Annotated in this window: 15 protein-coding genes; 11 read left to right on the top strand and 4 right to left on the bottom strand. The window is 44.3% G+C overall.

The annotated features are described in order from the left end of the window. The first annotated feature begins 79 nt into the window (after positions 1-79). From ACZ5NB_RS00975 to ACZ5NB_RS00985, 3 genes are all read left to right on the top strand, one after another. Positions 80-6,232 (top strand): hybrid sensor histidine kinase/response regulator, encoded by a 6,153-nt coding sequence (locus tag ACZ5NB_RS00975; protein WP_460230979.1) that lies wholly within the window; start codon positions 80-82, stop codon positions 6,230-6,232. Further along, positions 6,232-7,200 carry a chemotaxis protein CheB gene (locus ACZ5NB_RS00980; protein WP_460230981.1) on the top strand — a complete coding sequence of 323 codons (969 nt, stop codon included), beginning with the start codon at positions 6,232-6,234 and terminating at the stop codon, positions 7,198-7,200. Before ACZ5NB_RS00975 ends, ACZ5NB_RS00980 begins: the two co-directional genes overlap by 1 nt. Before the next feature lie 69 nt (positions 7,201-7,269). Continuing rightward, positions 7,270-7,758 carry a chemotaxis protein CheW gene (locus ACZ5NB_RS00985; RefSeq protein ID WP_460230983.1) on the top strand — a complete coding sequence of 163 codons (489 nt, stop codon included), beginning with the start codon at positions 7,270-7,272 and terminating at the stop codon, positions 7,756-7,758. Between the two features lie 5 nt (positions 7,759-7,763). Here ACZ5NB_RS00985 and ACZ5NB_RS00990 read toward each other — a convergent pair whose 3' ends face one another. The 4 genes from ACZ5NB_RS00990 to ACZ5NB_RS01005 form a co-directional block, all read right to left on the bottom strand. Beyond that, entirely contained in the window at positions 7,764-8,492 is a 729-nt protein-coding gene (locus ACZ5NB_RS00990; RefSeq protein ID WP_460230985.1) for a 16S rRNA (uracil(1498)-N(3))-methyltransferase, read from the bottom strand. Between the two features lie 111 nt (positions 8,493-8,603). Then, positions 8,604-8,774 (bottom strand): hypothetical protein, encoded by a 171-nt coding sequence (locus ACZ5NB_RS00995; RefSeq protein WP_464107788.1) that lies wholly within the window; start codon positions 8,772-8,774, stop codon positions 8,604-8,606. Positions 8,775-9,408: 634 nt separating this feature from the next. Further along, positions 9,409-10,380 (bottom strand): ferritin-like domain-containing protein, encoded by a 972-nt coding sequence (locus ACZ5NB_RS01000; RefSeq protein ID WP_460230986.1) that lies wholly within the window; start codon positions 10,378-10,380, stop codon positions 9,409-9,411. 12 nt (positions 10,381-10,392) lie between these two features. After that, positions 10,393-11,568 carry a cytochrome P450 gene (locus tag ACZ5NB_RS01005; protein ID WP_460230987.1) on the bottom strand — a complete coding sequence of 392 codons (1,176 nt, stop codon included), beginning with the start codon at positions 11,566-11,568 and terminating at the stop codon, positions 10,393-10,395. A gap of 515 nt (positions 11,569-12,083) precedes the next feature. Between ACZ5NB_RS01005 and ACZ5NB_RS01010 the strand changes: the two genes are divergently transcribed. The 8 genes from ACZ5NB_RS01010 to ACZ5NB_RS01045 all read left to right on the top strand — a co-directional run bounded on the left by ACZ5NB_RS01010 (position 12,084) and on the right by ACZ5NB_RS01045 (position 20,772). Then, positions 12,084-13,769, top strand: coding sequence for a fatty acyl-AMP ligase (locus ACZ5NB_RS01010; RefSeq protein WP_460230988.1), 1,686 nt, complete (start codon positions 12,084-12,086; stop codon positions 13,767-13,769). A gap of 16 nt (positions 13,770-13,785) precedes the next feature. Then, positions 13,786-14,046: an acyl carrier protein gene (locus ACZ5NB_RS01015; protein WP_460230989.1), complete on the top strand. Its 261-nt coding sequence runs from the start codon at positions 13,786-13,788 to the stop codon at positions 14,044-14,046. Beyond that, entirely contained in the window at positions 14,043-15,419 is a 1,377-nt protein-coding gene (locus ACZ5NB_RS01020; protein ID WP_460230990.1) for an LpxL/LpxP family acyltransferase, read from the top strand. Before ACZ5NB_RS01015 ends, ACZ5NB_RS01020 begins: the two co-directional genes overlap by 4 nt. Before the next feature lie 70 nt (positions 15,420-15,489). Next, positions 15,490-16,662, top strand: coding sequence for an HlyD family secretion protein (locus ACZ5NB_RS01025; protein ID WP_464107789.1), 1,173 nt, complete (start codon positions 15,490-15,492; stop codon positions 16,660-16,662). Further along, the gene (locus ACZ5NB_RS01030; protein WP_460230992.1) at positions 16,659-18,779 is read left to right on the top strand and encodes a peptidase domain-containing ABC transporter; all 2,121 of its coding nucleotides are present in this window, start codon (positions 16,659-16,661) and stop codon (positions 18,777-18,779) included. Before ACZ5NB_RS01025 ends, ACZ5NB_RS01030 begins: the two co-directional genes overlap by 4 nt. A gap of 72 nt (positions 18,780-18,851) precedes the next feature. Continuing rightward, the gene (locus ACZ5NB_RS01035) at positions 18,852-19,265 is read left to right on the top strand and encodes a helix-turn-helix domain-containing protein (RefSeq protein WP_460230993.1); all 414 of its coding nucleotides are present in this window, start codon (positions 18,852-18,854) and stop codon (positions 19,263-19,265) included. Positions 19,266-19,411: 146 nt separating this feature from the next. Beyond that, positions 19,412-19,630, top strand: coding sequence for a hypothetical protein (locus ACZ5NB_RS01040; protein WP_460230994.1), 219 nt, complete (start codon positions 19,412-19,414; stop codon positions 19,628-19,630). A gap of 83 nt (positions 19,631-19,713) precedes the next feature. Next, on the top strand, positions 19,714-20,772 hold the full coding sequence (locus tag ACZ5NB_RS01045) for a rhomboid family intramembrane serine protease (RefSeq protein ID WP_464107790.1): 1,059 nt from the start codon (positions 19,714-19,716) through the stop codon (positions 20,770-20,772). The last annotated feature ends 110 nt before the right edge of the window (positions 20,773-20,882 follow it).

Here is a 20,882-nt window from a genome sequence, read left to right on the forward strand (position 1 = left end):
GCTTGGGATAGTTCGCTAGTACTGACAATGATTAAAACGATCGCGAGATCGTAAGTTAAGAACGAAGAGAAGCGACGCTATGGGCGATAACCGCAGCTACGCAGCACTTGATTGGGTTGTCGGCGAAATTGGTGAGTCCCTTAAGCAGGCCAGGCAAGCACTGGAAGCTTATGTGGAGAACACTGAGGATACAACTCGCATTCGTTTTTGCCTAACGCATATTCATCAAGTGCATGGCAGTTTGCAGATGGTCGAATTTTACGGCGCTGCACTGCTCGCAGAAGAGATGGAAGGTCTCGCGCAAGCGCTGATGAATAAATCGGTTCGTAATGAAACCGAAGCGCAAGAAGTATTGATGCGCGCTATTCTACAATTACCTGTTTACTTAGAGCAGGTGAAAAAATCCAAGAAAGACTCCCCAAATGCTGTCCTGCCACTGTTGAATGATTTGCGCGCAGTGCGTGGCGAAGCATTGCTAACAGAAACCAAATTATTTACACCGAATTTGGCGGCTGCCCATCATATTGCCGACAAAAATGCGGCGGGGACTATTGATCCGAAACAATTCGTTGTTATCGTCAACAAATTGCGTCAGATGTATCAGTATGCTGCTGCAGGTGTGATTAAAGCGGTTAACCGCGACGAGAATATCAAGTATCTCTACAAAGTGTTTAGCCGTCTGCGCAAGTTGACACAACATACCGGTCGTCAGCCGCTATGGGATATTTCTCTAGCGTTGGTTGAAGGGCTGGAATTGGATGGAATTGAGTCCAGCGCATCAGTTAAAACGTTATTACGTCAAATTGATAAAGAGATTGCAGAACTGGCGTCTGGCGGCGTTTCTGAGCTCAATAGTTTTACCAATGACGACTTGGTAAAAAATATTCTCTATTACATTGCAGGCGCCAAAAGTGAAGGAAAGTACATCAAACGTATTCGTGATGCTTACAACCTTCATGATGCGCTTCCTGAGAAGAAGGCTGACCAATCAGAAGACGAGATTATCGCGCCCGACCTGGAAGCGATTGTCTCTGTTGTCAATGCGCTGAAAGATGAACTAGATACAATCAAGCATGCGCTCGATGTCAGTCTCACGGACCGTGAAAGCGCTGACATCAACGAAGCAATTCCCGTCATCAAACGTGTGGCCGATACGATGGCCGTGTTAGGTATTGGTGACCTGCGCAAGAAAATGCTGAATCAAGCGCAACTTTTGGAATCCAGCTTGGCTGAAGGCGAAGTCTCTGCCGATGTATTGATGCAAGTCGCTGGCAAAGTGATTGAGATCGAGAATTCACTTGAACTCATGGCGCGTGGTGCAGAGCGAGATGCGGAAAGTGAAGATGGCGGTGTTTCTCTCAACGCATTGGATTCCGCCCATGACTCAGTTCTGCGTGAATCTCGCAATGGCTTGGAGCAAGCCAAGGATGCGATTATTGAATACATCGCGTCACAGTGGGACACATCGCACCTGGGCAATGTGCCTGGGCACCTAACTGAAATCGCAGGCGGATTGGATATTATTCCGTTGCACAAGCCCGCTGCCATTTTGAAATCATGCGCGACGTATGTGCGTGAACAATTGTTAGAGCGACAGGAATCTCCAGAGTGGTCGACACTGGATACGTTGGCCGATGCGATTGCCAGCGTTGAATACTATTTAGAGCGAATTACTGGTGACCGTGACGAAGAAGACGAAATGTTGCTTTCCGTTGCTGAAGAAAGTGTTGAGTCTCTCGGTTATCCAATTCCTGCGACCATGCGCGGTCCGGCCGCCAAAACGACTGGTACAGTGCCCACTCGAGGTGGTATCGAAAGTCATCCTGCTGTTGAGTCTGTCGAAATCGCTGCCTTGCCTAGCGAAGAAGAGACTCATGGTCAGCAGTCTGACTACGAGCTTGGCGCCAACGATATCGATTTAGATCATGCTTTCGATGATGTCGAGCCCGTCTCTGCTGAAGCCAGTGAAGAGCCTCAAGCTGGTATAGAGGAAAGTTCCGCGCCTACTCAGCCGGTGCAACTAACGTCTGATGCTGATGACGAAAATGAAGAAATCATCGACGATGAAATTCTAGAAATTTTCATTGAAGAGGCAGAAGAAGTCCTCGGAACAATAAACGAATTTTTCCCCAAATGGGCGGATGATTTCGAAGATGGTGACTCGTTAACCGAATTCCGCCGAGCCTTCCATACGCTGAAAGGTAGCGGTCGCATGGTGAATGCGGACGATGTGGGTGAGTTAGCTTGGTCGGTTGAGAACATGCTCAACCGCGTCATTGATAACACCATTGAGCCTGGCGATGCCATAGTTGTTTTAATTCGCAAAGTTATTGGCGAATTACCGGCGATGGTAGATGCCTTTAAACACCGCACGCCGATTCCACATCCCAATTACATCGAAAAATTAGCCACCTGGGCCGAGTCCATTTCCAAGGGTGAAGAGCCTGCATCTGAGCTGTTCGAGAGTAGCCCAGAGATGTATGACTCTGTGGCGAAACCCGAAAACGTAGTGCCGACTTCAAGTGCAGAAGAATATAGTTATCTCGAAGAAAACGATGATGACGATGGCGATGATTCAGTGCTATGGGAGATTTTCGGCTCCGAGGCGCTAACGCATTTAGATGTGGTTAAAGAATATATCGCAGAAATGGATCACTCTGCGCCACTCTACACGCCGCCTAGCGATGCAATGCAGCGTGCTTTGCATACCCTTAAGGGTAGCGCGCACATGGCCGAAGTGACGCCAATTGCTGAATTGGTAACGCCGCTAGAACGTTTTGTCAAAGAGTTACGCAATTACCAAGTCAACATCGATGCAGATATCTTACAGCTGATCAAAGATTGCGTTGACTATACGCAAGACGTACTGACACAAATTGAAAACAATGAAGAGCTTAAAATTTCTAAGCTCGATCAATTCTTGGCTCGAGTCGCTGAACTCAAAGAGCGATCTGTTGCGCCACTGATTAGACAAAAAGAAGCAGAACAAGATTCACAGGCCGTTGTCGATCCGGAATTGCTTTCTATCTTCATGGCAGAAGATATGAAACTTCTGTTGGATGCAGATGAGTTTATTGAATCTTGGCAAAAAGCCGGTGAAGCGGATAAGCAAACACTGCAAGCGATGATTGTTGAGCTTGAAACATTGTTTAAAGGTGCAAAACACGCGAAGCTGCCGCCAATGGCGACACTCAGTCGACAGTTGTGCGAAGTATATCAAGCCGCCGCTAACCAGAAGCTTACCTCGAACGAAGCATTCTATACTTCGTTATCTCAGGGGCATGCGGAACTGCTAGATATGATCGACGCCGTCGCGATTGGTCATAACATCCAGCCTGTTCGTGAAGAAACCCTGGATAAAATTTCAGCCCTACTTCAATCGGCTGACGATGTCGTCAGCACCATACCTACCTTTGGTGCCGTCACTGAAACGCCCGATGTAGAGACGTCGGAACCCGTTGAAGAGTTATCTTTAGGCTTACCTGAAACCGATTGGGACGAAGAGTCCAAGGTCGATTTGCCTGGGTTTGATGGTGATGATGTGCCGCAGCAAGCGAGCGCAGAAGATAGCGCAGACGCAGAACTAATCGCTGACAGCGCGGATGAAGAAAGTGCGCTAGACAGTAGCGACGAACACGATGATCATTTTGTTATCGAAGTCACTGATCACGAGTTGGCAGCAGACCACCTCACGAGTGCGGGTGACGAAAACGCTTCTGATGCTCGTATCGTGGTGTCCGACGTCGATACCAGTGATGATAGCGAAGAAGTGGATCTTGAAGTTTTCGAGATTTTCATCGAAGAAGCTGACGAGCTGCTTGAAGATATCGACAACGCCGTAAATGATTGGGAAGGCGATTGGGAAGACTCGACACAAGTAGAATCACTGAAGCGTTCATTGCACACCTTGAAAGGGGGTGCACGTCTCGCTGGTTTGATGGGCCTCGGTGATCTCTCCCATGAGTTTGAATCGTTCCTTATCAGCAAAGGTGAAAATCCGCAGGTTGATGAAGCATTTTTTGCCATCGTTCATGATTACCAAGACAAGTTAATCAGCGGCACAGATAAAGTGAAAGCGCGCGTAGCCGGACATGAGCCGGAAGGCCTGGATGACGTTATGTCGACCAGTAGCGCCGAAGAAATTGCGTCGCAAGAAGCCTTTAAGGCGGCTGATCAAGCGCCCGCCGCACCGAGTGACGATAACGCGGGTGCTTCAATTTTGCCGTTCCAGCCGAAGCGTCCCAGCATGACCGAGCGGGATGTGCCTGGCACATTAACGACTTCGCCTTCAGCCCCCGCTCCGATTGGTACCGAGGTATCAACGCAGCCAGCAGCTCCTGTCGCCTCACCGACGGGATCACCTACTGGTCCTGGCCAGGTTGCAGCGCGTCGTGCCGGTCCGCAGGAAATGGTGAAGGTTTCTGCTGAGTTGCTCGAAGAATTAGTTAACTTAGCGGGTGAAACCTCGATCAGTCGTGGCCGTTTAGAGGAGCAAAACTCTGAATTGGTTTTCGCCATCGACGAAATGGAATCAACGGTACAGCGTTTACAAGAACAGTTGCGTCGTTTGGATATCGAAACTGAAGCGCAAATGATTTTCCGTCAAGAGCAGATGGAAGAGGCAGAAGATTTTGATCCGCTGGAGATGGACCGCTATTCACAACTGCAGCAACTGTCCCGCTCGTTAATGGAATCTGCATCGGATTTGATGGATTTAACGTTTACCCTTAACGATAAAACCCGTGGCACAGAAACATTATTGTTACAGCAGTCGCGTATTAATACCGATTTGCAAGAAGGCTTAATGCGCTCGCGCATGGTGCCTTTCTCTCGTCTTGTTCCACGCTTGCGTCGTATTGTTCGACAAATATCTACTGAACTTGGAAAGCAAGTGAGCTTCGAGCTGGATAATGTCGAAGGTGAAATGGACCGCTCTGTACTGGAGCGTATGGTTGCACCACTTGAACATATGTTGCGTAATGCCGTTGACCACGGTATCGAATCCCAGGAGCAGCGCGCTGCCTCAGGAAAGCCTGAAGTAGGTCGCATTGTCTTGAGCCTCGGCCGCGAGGGTGGCGATATCATCATGCGCCTAACTGATGACGGTCGCGGATTAAACCTGGAGCGCATTAAAGAGAAAGCAATCGAGCGTGGTTTGATGACAGAAGGTGCAAACCTGTCTGATCACGACATCATGCAATTTATTCTGCATGCAGGTTTCTCTACCGCAGAAAAAGTCACGCAAATTTCTGGCCGCGGCGTTGGCATGGACGTGGTGAGTGCCGAGATTAAACAGTTAGGTGGTTCGGTCTTCATCGACTCACGCTGGGGCGAAGGTACTCAGTTTACAATTCGCCTGCCATTTACGGTGTCAGTAAACCGCGCCTTAATGATTCAAATTGGTGATGATAATTACGCAATTCCGTTGAACACTATTGAAGGTATTGTGCGAGTTAGCCCCTTTGAATTAGAGCATTATTATCAAGACGAAAATGCACGCTTTGAATACGCTGGTGAAAACTATCGCGTAAGATACTTGGGTACCATGCTCAATCCCAATAACTTGCCGCGTCTTGAAGGGCAAGCGCTGCCAATACCCGTAGTGTTGGTGCGCACGAGTGAGCACGCTATGGCGGTCCAAGTAGATAAGCTATTAGGGTCGCGCGAAATTGTTGTAAAAAGCTTGGGGCCACAGTTTGCTTTAGTTGAAGGCTTGTCCGGTGCAACCGTAATGGGTGATGGTAGTGTGGTTGTTATTCTTGACCCACACGCAATGATTCGCCAAGAAATTGCCTTGTTGTCGCCAGGGGCCCAACAGCTCGAAATACAGCAAGTGGAAGAAGTCGAGGATCGCGTGACTACCGTCATGGTGGTCGATGATTCGGTGACTGTGCGTAAGGTAACTTCGCGATTCCTTGAGCGTGAAGGCTACGAAGTGATTACGGCAAAAGATGGTGCAGATGCACTCATGACACTGCAGGATCATATACCGGATGTCATGTTGCTCGATATCGAAATGCCTCGTATGGATGGTTTTGAGGTGGCGAAAAATATTCGCTCATCAAGTCGTCTGCGTGATATTCCGATTATTATGATTACCTCTCGTACGGGGGATAAACATAGAGAGCGGGCATTGAGCCTAGGTGTTAACAAATATCTCGGTAAGCCTTACCAGGAGGAAGTGTTGCTCGGCGCTATCCATGAACTTATTGGCGAGGAAGCGGAGTCCTAGTGACAAAACAAGCGCTAAGGATCGGCGTATTAGCCTACACCACGGCGCAGCACCGCACGTTAAGTGGTGTCGTAGAAAGTGGTGGGCATCAAATTGGCTGTAAGCTATTAGTATCGCAAATTGATTCCCGCGGCCAAGTCAACATTGACTTGGGATCAACACCGGTTGATGCATGGGTAGTTGATGTCGATAGTGGCGAAGGTGATGACGAATATTTAGATGACTGGCTCGATGGACAAAACGTCCCCATTATCTTTTGTGATGGTGAGATTCCTGCGAGTCATCAACCAGAATACGACGCTTGGTCGCGACGTTTACTGGCTAAATTAACGCAGCTCAGCGGTACTATAAATTTATCGCGTGTAACTGAAGGCAGCGCGCGTCGTGTTTGGGTGCTTGCTGCCTCAACCGGTGGGCCAGAAGCGGTGAAGCAGTTTTTAAGTGAGTTGCCTCCAAAGCTGGGTATCGGTTTTATTTATGTGCAACATATCGACGCTGGATACGACGATACGTTAGTACAAATGATGACAAGGCATTCCCACTATCCAGCGAAAGCTATAGAGCATGGTGATGTGGTCATGCCAAATGAGCTCGCAATCGTACCGGCGGATCGTTATACCGAAGTGCTGTCGAACGGTACGTTTCTAGTTGATGACGAAAAATGGAGTACTGGCTACGCACCGTCCGTGGATAGTATCGTGTCAGATGTTGCTTACAGTTTTCGTGAGCGAAGTGGTGTGATTATTTTTACCGGCATGGGTGATGACGGGGCTGCTAGCAGTCGCCTCATGAAAAAAAATGGCGGGCAGGTATGGGTTCAAACGCCGAGCAGTTGTACGAGCACCTCCATGCCAGAATCTGTGTTAGACACGGGGTGTGTTGATTTCAAAGGCACGCCGTACACACTAGCTCAACATTTAACTCAAGAGATGCAAGCTGTACGGTATCAAGAAACGCGCAGCGCATAATTCCGAATAGTGATAGAGAGCGGAGAAAACTCTAGCCGCTCCCAAAAAGATTAAACGTAGGCAAATTCAATGAACGAACCACAACGCTTATCGCATGCCACAGTAGAGGAAGTTGCTAGCCTGTTGATACCAGTTGCTGGGCGCCAACTACTAGTGCCAACGGTGACCGTAGCGGAAATGGTTCCGTATAGAGAACCCCAACGTCATATCGATGCACCTGATTGGTACTTAGGTGATATTGAATGGCGTGATCAATTAATACCTGTTATTTGTTACGAAGTCATGTGCGGTGAGGCACAGCCGAGTTATAGCAGCGCCTGCCGTATCGCCGTACTGAATGGCACAGGTATTTCAGATGACCTGCCGTTTATTGCTATCGCGACACAAGGTATCCCCAAGCTAGCGCGTGTGAAGGCAGAAGAAATTCATGAAGATGAGGATGCCGAACTTAAACGCTTCGACATGATGGGCGTGGTTCATGCCGGTGAAAAGCATGTGATCCCTAATGTGACGGCTTTAGAGCAGGCGTTTTACGATTACCGCCGCACCCAAGTTTAGCACTGTTAAAAATCGCCCCACTTTTCTTGTAAAACACTTAACGCCGCTATCGGCGCTGTTTCCGTTCGTAAAATTCGCGGTCCCAAACACCAAGAAGTAAAACCTTGGTCGTGCGACTGATTGACTTCCTCTTCCGAAAACCCACCTTCCGGACCAACCAATAGAGAGACGCTTGCCGGCGCTTTTTCAAAGCTATCGAGCGATTGTGCATTGTGGGGGTCAAGAATTAATTTGCTTTCACCGTCGCATTGGGCGAGGTAATCGTTGAATGAAAGTGGTGTGTGTAGTTTGGGCACCGCGGTACGATGGCTTTGTTCGCAGGCATTAATAATGATCTGCTGCCAGTGACGCAGTTTTTTCTCCAGTCGGACGGCTTTGAATTTGACCTCAGTTCGTTCCGTATATATTGGTTGGATGGCCGTGGCACCAAGTTCCGTTGATTTTTGAACCACCCAATCCATGCGATCGCCTTTAGAAATACCAATTGCCAATTGCGTATGCAGAGGTGATTCAATGTCGCAACCCATAAACTCGAGCAGTTCAAATTCCACCGTTTTCTTGGAGGCGGTTATTACCCGTGCTGAATATTCGCCACCGGTGCCGTTAAACAATACCGCCTCGCGACCAACATCAATGCGCAATACAGTGGCCACGTAATGAGCGGTTTCTTTATTGGCAGCAACCGTGGCACCAACTGTCAGCGGTTTGTCGATAAAAAGTCGTGGGATACGCATATCAAATTCCAGTCGATTGAATATCGACAGTCTAATGAATAGATGAGGTATGTAACAGGTTTAGCTGGAGGGAAAATCTTGGGACATAGCAATGTGATCAACACCCTGTACTTAATGGTGACCACCAGCAGTGGTATAGTCCAGCCATTGAAAAAACCGAGTGCAGAGCATCGGGCTAGATAACTCAATGCTCGAAGTACCCCAAGTAATCAGGGCGTTCTCAACACCCACTATCAACTGCAAACCCAAATTACGACCCTGCTGCGTTTCAGCCACTACCATCTTTCGCATCTTACCAAGTGTGGGCAGACTGGCTTGATCACAACGCAAGCGGTTGGTGAGCCTCAAACATCGCAAAACGAAATTGCAGGTCTTCGCCTCCCAAATCCTTGGGGTATAAATTTAAGACGCCATTGGCGTACGTAGTGTCGATTCTGGCAATTGCAGCGTTTGTAGATAAGGGCTAGATACGTAAACAACTTGGTGAACGTCACATTGTGGGGCGGGCGGACCAAAAATCGATAATTCTCATTGCCAATGGCTCGGTCGATAGTGCTATTTTATTGACCCTTGATATAGGGAGGGGCCATTACATGTAGCGTAATGCACTTAAGTATAATCCGGCCATAAAATGGCTAAAGAAGCTGGTTTTTGTAATTTTCCACGCGCTTATACTAGTTTATGCCGCCATGACGGCTAAAATAATCTGGACTCAATCAATGCCGTCTGCTTTATCGATTACCGTTATTAGCCTGGATAAAAATACAAACAGCAGGCACAAATCGCTAGACTCGCAATAATTTTCGGGATAATAGAAAGCATTAGATATCAGCCTGTTTCCCATTCTGCCAAGGGCTACGTTGAGTAAGAATTTGGTTTGAGCGAGGTACCCTGAAAGAGAATTTGCGTACTACAGCTATATGGTCTGAATACTTGCCATTCGTTCTATCGTTTTGTCGGTTAATAATCCAACCGAATCTAGATTGATGGACAGTTGACGAAACTTGTTCCGGTTTATTTCTGGGTGTGAAATTCGATACTTGCGCAAATGATAACGCAGTGCTGTTTTATCCCAACTCATTTCTTCAGCTATTCGAGAGTATATGTTTTGGGCGTTTGCAAGCCGTAATATGTTATCTAATACGAAATCACTTCTTTCTTGAATCTCATGATCAGACAAAGAGTTAATATAGTCTTCCAGTAAAGTAGTACCAAACTTAACATGTCGTGCCTCATCTTTGGCAATATAGTCTACTGCAAACGTCAGAATAGGGTTTAAAGATTTAGATTTGATTTCTTGAAACTTAGCCATTGCTAAGCTTTCGATTAATATTTGGCAGGCAATAAACTTCATGTCCCACCGTGGGTCGTCAACCATTAGCCTTATAAACCGCTCCAGCTCTTTGCTTGGTGGGTAAATCAAACCTACAATATCAGTCAGGTATCGAGAGAAGAATTCTACGTGGCGTGCCTCGTCAGAAACCTGAGAGCTTGCAAAAAGCTTGGCCTCCATTGTTGGCATGCAAGACACAAGTTGCGATGCGATTATCAAAGCGCCTTGCTCACCGTGTAAAACTTCGCTGATTTCCAGGCCGTGTTGCCACCAACTTATCCGGATACGCTCTTCGCTTGGCAAAAGATCATAGGGTTTGAAACCAAATAAAGGGTTAGATTCTGGCTGCGTTGGCCAACTCAGTCTTGGGTTATTAGAAGACCAGTCAATATCGCGAGATGCGTTCCAAAATTTTTCTTTAGCTATTTCATATAAATCCGAAATTTGAGTTTTCTCATCCGAGTATTCCCAAACTATTCTGCTCGAAAGCTGAGTGACAAATTCCAAAAAACTCTGTGACTTATTATCTAAATCACCTGTTAATATATCGTCCATTTTTTTCTCTGATTAAGTAGTAACGTCCAATTTGAGATGTTTGAAACCACGAAAAAACATATTCTCATAACGTGAACCGGGTTCCGAAATTTCGATTCGATGAAAGCGGTCAAGTGCTTGATTCAAGACCAAGCAGGCTTCCATCCTTGACAACGCTGCGCCAACACAAAAATGTATGCCATGAGAAAAGGCAAGGTGTTTACCTTGACTACGTTCGGGATCAAATACATCTGGGTTTATGAAAATATCACCGTCACGATTAGCGGACCCCAGGCAACAAATAATAGTTTCCCCCTCATTAACCTGTTGACCTGATAAGTAAACTGGTTGAGTGATAGTCCGGTTTACATACTGGACTGGGCTGTCATAGCGTAAAGTTTCTTCGACTACGGCTTGAACTAGGCTCCTGTCTTTCCTCAACCGCTCCCAAAGTTCTGGATTTTGTCCAAGAATATTGAACATATTAGACATAAGGCTGGCTGTAGTCTCATTTCCTGCCACCAAAAGTGTCGTACAAAAGTTAATAATTTCGATATCGCTAAGAGTTCCTCCCGAATACTCAGCTAATACCAAATGAGAGATAATATCTTCCGAAGGTTTGCGTTTCTTGATCTCTATTTCGTTTTTGAACAAAGCATGCAGTTCTAAGAATGCTTTTCTACCCAGTAAATGAGAGTCTTTATTGTGATGACCTACTATCATTTCAGTCCATCGTTTTAAGTCTTGCCATTTATCCTGTCGAATACCGAGCATTTCGGTAACAACCATAATCGGAAAAGGAATTGTCAGTTGGGTGGCAATATCAAAACTGTCTTTAGGGAGCGCGTGCAAAAGCAGTTCAATTTGTTGGTTAGCCCATGACTCTATTTCTTTAATTCGCCTTGTTGTGAATGCATGTTTAATAACTGATCGTAGATGGTTGTGTTCAGGTGGATCCTGACTGAATAGCATAAAGCGATAGCCCAAGCCACCAGGGGATGATGTCAGAGGCCTGTCTGATGAAAAAGTATTGGGGTCTTTGAGAACCTTCAAAACGTCTTTGTAGCAAGTGACCAGCCAGGCCTGATGCGAAGGGCTGTAAAAGACAGGACTATTTAGGCGCCAATTTGAATAGGTTGGGTATGGGTTGTTCAAAAAACTGGTTGAGCCGGTGTTGAGGAATTCCTTCTCCTCGGATATGTCATGCATAGAATTTAATAATTATCTGGTTGAAGTGACTCAATCCTATCCTAGAAATATCACTTGATGCAAAAGCTATCCTTTGAAAAAGAAAAATAAATCATGTTTTTAAATGCATAAAAATGAAACTTCGTATAAGTACCGTAATGTATTGATTGCTAACAAAGCAGCTTAATGCGTTCTAAATGAACTTGATTAATAGAAAAGCACATGGATCTACCCAAAGTGATCGCTATGCTGGCGGATTAGGCACTGCTACCATCGGCTATAGCTGATGCGAAGCCTTAGAATCCGCTAGGTTCGCACAACTACGTCAGATTTTACAGGAGGCAGTAAAATACTTTCCTTGTATTAGGCAGGGAGCGATATATTTCAATAACGGGAAAATAGGGTTATATTCAGAATAGATTTATTGATAGCAGTAAATTAAATCGACACGTTAAGCTTGCACATAGAAAATAAAAATAATAGAGTCAGCGATGATTGCATCAAAATAGCAACACTTACATACATAATAATTAAAAATGGACTTATATAAATACAAACATAAGGATATGGTGTCACTATTGGTGGCCCTGTCATACGAACATCCAGACCGACCTCTATTTTCTTTTCTAGGAAATAAGAATGAGGTGCGCTCGTCATTATCTGTCGGCCAATTATTTAGAAAATCATCCGCGATGGCTGCATATATTCAGGCGCTAGGTGCTGTGGAAAAGCCCGTCGCAATCATCTACCCACATGGCCCGGATTTTATAATTGCTTTTTTTGCAGTCATATTGGCTGGTGCTTACCCGATGCCGTTAGCCAAGCCCCGAGGTAATAGCTGGAAGGCCGTAGTAGATGTGCTTCACCAAAGTAATTGTCAATGGGCGCTCACTAACTCCCAAAGCGCTGCTGTGATAAATGCTTCCGAAGAAATCAATAAAAGCATAAGAATTATCAATACGGAAAGTCTGGTTGATTGTGATCAGTTGTCGAATGACTGGAAAATGCCAAGAGTTGAGGCAAGCGATATTGCATTCATTCAATATACGTCTGGATCGACGTCAAAACCTAAAGGTGTAGTAATAACTCATGAGAATATTATGGCGAACTCTGAGGAGATAAGAAGAGAGTTCGATAATAAACCGGGGGATGTTGGGGTTACCTGGCTACCGTTTTTCCATGATATGGGATTGATTGGGCATATCATTCAGCCACTTTATACAGGAATGCTCAACTATTTTTTGTCGCCAATCCGGTTCGTTGCTCAGCCATATCTGTGGCTTGAAGCTATTAGCAAATATGATGGAGCAGTTAGTGGTGGACCGAATTTTGGTTACCAGCTTTGCTGTGAAAAAGTAAATGACGAGCAGATTGAACGATTGGATTTAAGTGGATGGAAGTTGGCATATAGTGGGTCAGAGAAAATAAACCCGGTAACAATGAAAGATTTTAGTCGCAGGTTTGTTGATTGCGGCTATAAATCTTCTATTTTCTATCCTTGTTATGGATTGGCAGAGTCAACGTTATTTGTTGCTGGCACTAAAGGGGCGATCAAAACGTCCGGCTTAGGTGAAAGCGAATACGTCGCTGTCGGGAAAGTTTCAAAGAACATCAAGCTAGTGAGTCCAGAGACAAATCAAATCATTCGTGATGGCGATGTGGGTGAAATATATGTCAAGTCAAAATCCATTGCCAGAGAGTATTACCTTAATTCACTTGCGAGCAGAGCGATATTTGACCAAACAGTTGCTGGTGATAGAGGATATGTCAAAACAGGTGACTTGGGTTTTATCAAAGATTCAAACTTATATTTTGTAGGAAGAATTAAAAATATCATCAAACAAAATGGAAAAAATTTTTATCTGGAAGACATTGAGTCCATTGTGCATGAACTAACTAGACCAATGCTAGTTAATCGATGTGCAGCAGTTGGTTTGACATTCGATCGTGAGGAGTTGGTTATACTCATAGAGTTGAAAATGAAGCATTTTTCACAGGAGGCGTACAATCTGATTGAGATAGATGTCTCCAATGAGTTACGTACACGAATCGGCATCGTTCCATATGCAATAAAAATTGTAGCACCACATTCGATTCCATTAACAACAAGTGGAAAAATCAAAAGAGATAAGTGTCAAGAATTATGTAGCAAAATAATAAATACGGTAGATGGATGTATTACTTGGGAGTCTAAAGTGCTCGATACAGAAACCTTGAGTTAAATATATGGAAACAACAATGAACCAAAATGTTAGAGAAAAAGTCATCGAAAGCTTCCGCCAACTTGTTGGCAATGAAAGAAAGTCTATTACTATGGATACCAAATTTGGTGAGCTTGGCCTGGACTCGTTAAAACTAATTGAGATCGTATTTGATCTTGAAAATCATTTTGGAACTAGCGCCGATGAAGAATTGTTGGCGCAGGTAGAGTCGATAGCGGATTTGGTCGCGCTTTTTGATTCATCAGAAGGGGCAGAAATGCAGGTTTCAGGGTTGTGAATCAGCAAAGTTCTAAATTTTATGCTAAAGATGGCTCAAGACATTTAAGTTGTCTTGGGCGCCCTTTAAAAAGGGCTGCTTGCCTTTTTATGAGCTCAAGTTGGGTGAGCGTAAAAGCCCTTATGCAAATAGCAAGGCAGCATCATATTGAAGGGAGGTATACGGAAGCCTCGATTGAATGTTTTGACGCGTTTGATGATATTGGCAGGAATATATTTGATAGGCGTTTGACATCAATTTTAACAAGCCTCTCCTGCGAGCAGGCCGGGGCCCGCGTGATTGGTGGCAACGGGTTTTTGAGAATGGATGTGACTCAGAAAACTTTCGATGAAAGTGAAAGTGCTGCCAATGTCCAATTTCTGGAATCAATAATCGAAAAGATAAATGATCTGACCTTTAACGAAATGCTTTGCATGTATGTGAGGCGATTTTCCAACAGGCTTTTGATGTCTAGCCTTAAGTTGCGTTGTAAACGGCTATTACTTCTACCGCTTGCGCTGCTCAACTGGGTAGCAACAGGATTTGTGCAGGAGGGTAAAGAGTTTCAAGAGAAAACGGCCATGATGTTGAGTTTTGTACTTCAAGAACCTTATTCTGAAGCGAAAAAAGTACTTTTCAGGCAAAGACACCAATCAATGGTTACCAACATTCATAGGCATTTGTTCGAACATGCAAAAAGCGAGTACCAAGCCTATTTAAGGGATGGCTTCTACTGGCAGGATAAGCAAGCGTATGAAAATTATATAAATGTATCAAAAGAATCGCGGGTATTGCTAACTATTCATATGGGTGATTTCGTTAGTGCATTTCAACTAATTTCACAACTGGCAGATCCTGGCCGGGAGGCCTTCGTTTTGCGGCGAGAGCAACAAGATATTTGGGACGAACGGCTTGCTGGAGAAAAAGCACGTTTGAACTATCGAATTATGCGGCATGGTCAATATAACCCGATTCAAATAGTCAGCTCTCTGAGAAAGGGTAATGCAAGCTTCTCAGCGCTTTTTGATCTAAGTGATAGCTTTGGAGAGACTGAAGAGGTTCAATTCTTTGGCCAAACCGCAAGGTTTGTTAAGGGGCCGGTCGAAATTGCAATTGCAGGCCGTACGCCAATTATTCCCTTTGTAACCTACAGGCGAGGAAATAAAAACATTATAGAGATGGAGAGTGCAATTAGTACAGACCCGCTAAAAGGTGAGACTATGAAGAATGCCACAATTCGAATACTGCAAAAACTTGTTTCAAAGGCAGAAGAATGGATAAGAGCTCACCCTGAGCAGTGGCAATATTTACCCAATATTCCTTCTTACTTTACCGTGCCTGACGTCAAGAGCACATCGAAACGTCCCCAGCTTGATATAACTAAAGCAGCTTAGTTTTATGTCAGGCCAGCTATTTAGACAGGAAGCGATATCAAACAGTGTAGGGACATTGTTTGGTGAGCCTGTGTATTACCAGCCCTTAGGATTGAAACTGGTTAGCTTGGCGTTGCTCATCGTTTTTGTTGGCTTGGTAGTTATTCTTGCAACATTAAAATTCAAAGATACACAGATAGTAAGAGGCTATCTAGAGCCAAACGCTGGCGAAGTGAAAGTCTATGGAGGGCGTTCCGGTGCAGTAGAAAACATTTTCGTTAAGAACGGCCAGGAAGTAAAAAAGGGTGATGTGTTGGTTGTCCTAACGCCACTGGTATTTGGGGAGAGCGGAAGCTCGATTAGTCAAAGTAAACTAAAAGAGCTAGATGAGCAGATAGCTTACTTAAAAGAATTAATCGATCTTACAAAGTCTAGGCATGTGATAACTAAATCGACACTGGAAACCAAAATAGAAGGGGGCAAGCAGGAAATAGAAATTCTGGCTGAAAGCCAGAAAATAATAAAACAGAGACTGGAAATAACTCGTGAAGAAATGCAAAAAACAGAAAAGCTTATGACGGAAAATGTGGTCGCTAAATCGGAGTATAACCAGAAGAAGGCTAGCTACTTGAGTATTGCACAGATGTTTCAGGGTGCACAGCAGGAGCAACTCGCTAGGGAAAATGTAAACACTGAACTACAGCAAGAGCTTTTGTCTCTTCCTGTGAGGCATCAGGAAGATATAGCAAACTTAAAGAACTCATTAGCCAGGCTTCGCTCCGAACGAATAGAGCTTGAAAGTCAAGGGGCCATTACAGTTGTGGCCCCAGTGAATGGAACCATTTCAAATCTTGACGTAAGCACTGGTGATTATTTGATCCCTCAAACACCAATAGTGACCATTTTACCCAAAGACTATTCCTTGGAAGCCAACTTGTTCATGCCATCGAGAGCGCTGGGCGCGGTCGAGGTAGGTCAGGAGATTATGATTTTCTATGATGCCTACCCTTATCAAACCTACGGTTTCTTTCCCGGAAAAATCACAGACATCTCGCAAACAGTGACCGACCCGCGAGAATACCTGGTGCCTGTTGCTATAGAAGAACCATTCTATCGGGTAAAAGCAGAGGTGAATTACAGCGATTCCAAAGAAAAAATATCTTTACGCTCCGGTATGCAGTTTTCAGCTGAAGTAATCACCGCTCATGAAAGTTTACTGGATCGATTGTTCGAGCCGTTTAAAAGTGTGGGAACTCGCTTATGATTCGGGAGCTTTTTGGTGGTCAATATGTGTTACCGGCTATATTGCAGGCAGAACAAAGTGAATGCGGTCTTGCTTGTGTGGCGATGGTGGCTTCCTATTATGGGCGCAAAATTGACCTGAATACGTTGCGGCGCGAGTACGCTGTCTCTGCCCGAGGTGCCAATATCCAGGAAATAATGGGAGTATCTCAGGCTCTGGGACTCAAGACGAGAGCGTTAAGGCTGGAAGTGGCAGATCTCTCCAAATTACAGCTTCCTGCGGTCCTTCACTGGGATATGAAGCATTTTGTAGTGCTGAAGAAAATTGGTAAAAAAAATGTAACCATCCACGATCCCGCTGTTGGCAGGCGAGACTACAGCATTTCAGAGGTAGGAAAACATTTTACCGGAATAGCAATGGAAGCGAGTCCGGGTATTGGGTTTGAAACAAAAAAGCAAATATTGAGAACAAGACTATTTGAGCTGTTTAGGCGTTATCCAGGGTTTAATGCCGCCATTATCCAGCTCGCAGTATTTTCTTTGTTAATCCAATTGACAGGTATCGCCAGCGCTTTTTATATGCAATTCGTAATAGATGAGGGCATCGCCAAACAGGATACTACTTTTTTGACCTCAGTAGCGATAGCTTTCGGTATTATAACGCTAATGTCGGTACTTGTAAGCTTCGTAAGGTCGCGTATACAGATGTATTTTTCCAATCAGATCGGGTTTCAAATGGTTGGAAATGTCTTCGATCACCTAATGAGTTTGCCCACAGAGTATTTTGAAAAGAGGCATGTGGGGGATTTAACATCACGTTTTGGTAGTATCAGGGAAATTCGACGTATTATCACAGAAGACTTGATTACAGTGATACTGGATGGGTTTCTTGCGTTGGTGACCTTGGGGGTTATGTTCTATTTCAGTTCCACATTGGCATCTATCGTATTGCTGTTTGTTGTGGTAGCTACCACTATAAAGATTTCAATTATTCCAAAAGTCAGGGCGTTGCAAGAGCAAAGGCTTGTTGCCGAAGCTAATTCAAATACCAACCTCATGGAGAACATGAGGACAATTGAAACAATAAAATTTTATTGCCGGGAAGTACCTCGTCTTTTGCTGTGGAGAAATACTTACGCAAAACAAGTCAATGCGAATGTCAAGCTCACTCGGTTCAATATAAACGTGGAAGCTGCATACGGAATAATCTATGGGTTAGAGAACGTAATTCTTATATACGTGGCTGCGACATTCGTAATAAGTGGCCAGATTACCATTGGCTTCCTAACTGCTTTTGTCGCTTTAAAACAGAATTTCGCCGCGTCAATAAAATCATTTGTCGATAAATTGGTGCAAATCCGTTTGGTAAAGCTTCAGCTCGAGCGAGTGTCCGATATAACCTGTACCGAGCCAGAGTTTAAGGGGTTTTATTTGCCAAAGCTTAGGCCTCCGATCGAAGGAAATCTACGGCTTGAAAATATAGTTTTTTGTTATTCAAAAAACGAACCTTCGATTTTAAAGAATATTAATCTCGAAATACCGGCTGGCCATAGTATTGGCATTGTGGGCCCGTCCGGAAGCGGAAAATCAACCTTGATAAAAATTCTTGCTGGCCTGCTTCAGCCTACTAAAGGTACCGTCAAAATTGATGGTATTTTAATTAATCAATTTGGCATCAGGGAATACCGTGATGTATGTGCAGGTGTTTTCCAGTCAGACCAATTATTGTCCGGAACAATTCTTGATAATATTACATTGTTTTCTGAAGAGATAGATTATGAGCAACTTAATAGATCAGTTATTGCTGCAGGGTTGGATAAGGTTATTGATTCTCTGCCCATGAAATACAACAGCCTCATTGGTGATATGGGATCGATAATGTCCGCAGGTCAAAGACAGCGGTTACTAATTGCCAGAGCTATATACAAAAGACCCAAAATTCTGTTTCTGGATGAGGCAACTGCAAATCTGGATCAGGACTCTGAAAAGATTGTTCTTCAAAATCTGGCGTCACTGAAAATAACTACTGTCATTGTGACTCACAGGCAGTCACCATTGTCTTTTGTGCACCAAATATATGTAATTAAAGACAATGGAATAACAGAAGTAGATCACGAAATGCTAATGCAGCTCACATAAGTTGATTGGATAAAAGAATTTAGATCTTTCAATCTTCGATTATTAGGTTGCTAAAACAGGAGGTGGATAAGCATGGCCCTGCCCGATCATGTTCATCGTTGGTTGAAGAAAAACCAAGATAACGATATGGCTCTGGATGAGCTTTCCGCCTCTTTAATTAAAATAAAAGCTGCTGCGGGAACAGCTGAAAAGTCAGTTATTGAGTGGGTGGGGAGTATATTAAGGACCTGTGATCTAATGACAGTCCGAGCCGCGAGTATTGCAGAAACTTTATGTGTCAGTGAGCGCACCCTGAGTCGTAAGTTAAGTAAAAAAGGTACGAGCTTTAAGCGTCTCTTGGATGCCGAGCGTAGACGAAGATACCTTTTTCTAAAAACCGATAGCAAAGTTACTATTAGTGAAATTGCTGAGGCCTTGGGGTTTTCAGACAATAAAAGCCTATATCGAGCTTTGAAACGGTGGGGATCTTCGGTTATTACGGAATAAATTGATCAAGCTAAACCTCCCACTGTCTGATTTTGCCACTAAATTTGGCTGGATTTGAGGTTTAAAATGCAGAAGGCATATGGGAGATTTAGAGTGCACACAGTTGTGTGTCTTTTTTTTACATAGGATCAATATAGGAGAAAACTATGTCAAGTAATACTCTACGTGAATTGTCTTCGACGGAGCTTGAAGCTGTTAGCGCTGGTTTGTCAATGGAAGATGGTGGGGCAGCCTCTCTTGCTCTAGCAGCAACGGCTGTTATCGCAGGCGCACCATTCGCTGCTGGATTTGGATTAGCTGTTGGTGTCGGCTTGCTTTACGGAGCCTATAGTACCAATCGTTTCTCCCATTTGTCCTCCTCCTAAGTCAAAATCCAGTGATATCTAAATGGCCAATCGATAAGTTATCGATTGGCCATTATTTTAACTACTTTAGATTGATAGTTTATATGCCTAAAGATAAGCGAAATGATTGGCAACTTGGGTCTCTGAGGCGGCAAGGATTGAATGAACAATGGTCGCTCCTCAAAGGAAGAAAGAAATTTGATTACGAGTTCGTTGAGGACGTCCTAAAAGATTTAAAAAATTGGTCTCCATTCATGCCTATTTTAGTCGCAAAGCCAGGGGGAGATTTTTTTTTACCGCCAACTTGCCACCCTGAAATAGCTAGAAAATTGGTTAAAAATTATAAGGCACGAGTTTTCATTGGTCTAGTGTTAACCATAGCGGCAACCATAGTTGTATTTTTCGGTGTCATGATCTCGGGCAGCCCGGTATTCCTGAAAGGGGCCGGTTTGTTTTCATTAATATCTGCTACGATTTTATGCGACTATTTGATTTCGTTCAAATCGCTATCAGTCTTAGGTGAGAGGACAATGTTTTTTTATTGGGTTGCTACGTCAGCGCCGATAAGGCGAGCTGTTGCTGGGTGGTTAATCTTCGTTATTTTTCTAGCAATTCTTCAGTTTTTACTTGAGCTTTGGTTGGGTGGTCGATTTGAGCTGATTTATCATTTTGGTGCGATGCATGAAATGGTTGCTAGAGGTGAAATATGGAGGCTTTTGATAGGACCCTTTTTTCACTCGTCGAATTCACATTTTTTGATAAATTCCGTTTTTCTAATGATTATAGGCCCGCTCGCTTGGTCTATATATGCATATAGGTCTATTTCTATTCTTGTGGCTGGAAGTGCTATAGGTGCTTTGTGTTCTACCGTGTTAGGTAGGATGGTCGCAGATTACCCCTACGATTCGTACGCTGGGATATCACCTGGTATATTTGCTCTATTCGGATCGGTATTCATGTCAGGCATAATAAGGAAAAACCTTCTGCCTTCAGGTATTGCATTACATATCGGTTTTGTCGCAACAATATCGATTGCCGCGGCAGGGGTTTATATGCAACATGCGGCTGATGCGAGCCACTGCTCTGGTTTAGTGTTTGGGATGATTTTGTCTCTATGGCTTAATGTTCGATCAATCAACATTTTTTGGAAAAAACCTATATGATAATGGGATGCTCACCATAACAGGTGACTTTTGGAATCAGCTTATCGCTTGAAACCAAAATAATTAATTGAGAGCTATGAAATAAAAGGGCTGGATGATCTTAGCCAGAA

The sequence above is a fragment of the Aurantivibrio plasticivorans genome (assembly GCF_055392955.1).

What these genes read in the sequence shown, in the direction of transcription:
- ACZ5NB_RS00975 (WP_460230979.1), top strand. Translation starts at nt 80, where the DNA reads ATGGGCGATAACCGCAGCTACGCAGCACTTGATTGGGTTGTCGGCGAA.
- ACZ5NB_RS00985 (WP_460230983.1), top strand. Translation starts at nt 7,270, where the DNA reads ATGAACGAACCACAACGCTTATCGCATGCCACAGTAGAGGAAGTTGCT.
- ACZ5NB_RS00990 (WP_460230985.1), bottom strand. Translation starts at nt 8,492, where the DNA reads ATGCGTATCCCACGACTTTTTATCGACAAACCGCTGACAGTTGGTGCC.
- ACZ5NB_RS00995 (WP_464107788.1), bottom strand. Translation starts at nt 8,774, where the DNA reads ATGGTAGTGGCTGAAACGCAGCAGGGTCGTAATTTGGGTTTGCAGTTG.
- ACZ5NB_RS01000 (WP_460230986.1), bottom strand. Translation starts at nt 10,380, where the DNA reads ATGGACGATATATTAACAGGTGATTTAGATAATAAGTCACAGAGTTTT.
- ACZ5NB_RS01005 (WP_460230987.1), bottom strand. Translation starts at nt 11,568, where the DNA reads ATGCATGACATATCCGAGGAGAAGGAATTCCTCAACACCGGCTCAACC.
- ACZ5NB_RS01010 (WP_460230988.1), top strand. Translation starts at nt 12,084, where the DNA reads ATGGACTTATATAAATACAAACATAAGGATATGGTGTCACTATTGGTG.
- ACZ5NB_RS01015 (WP_460230989.1), top strand. Translation starts at nt 13,786, where the DNA reads ATGAACCAAAATGTTAGAGAAAAAGTCATCGAAAGCTTCCGCCAACTT.
- ACZ5NB_RS01030 (WP_460230992.1), top strand. Translation starts at nt 16,659, where the DNA reads ATGATTCGGGAGCTTTTTGGTGGTCAATATGTGTTACCGGCTATATTG.
- ACZ5NB_RS01035 (WP_460230993.1), top strand. Translation starts at nt 18,852, where the DNA reads ATGGCCCTGCCCGATCATGTTCATCGTTGGTTGAAGAAAAACCAAGAT.
- ACZ5NB_RS01040 (WP_460230994.1), top strand. Translation starts at nt 19,412, where the DNA reads ATGTCAAGTAATACTCTACGTGAATTGTCTTCGACGGAGCTTGAAGCT.
- ACZ5NB_RS01045 (WP_464107790.1), top strand. Translation starts at nt 19,714, where the DNA reads ATGCCTAAAGATAAGCGAAATGATTGGCAACTTGGGTCTCTGAGGCGG.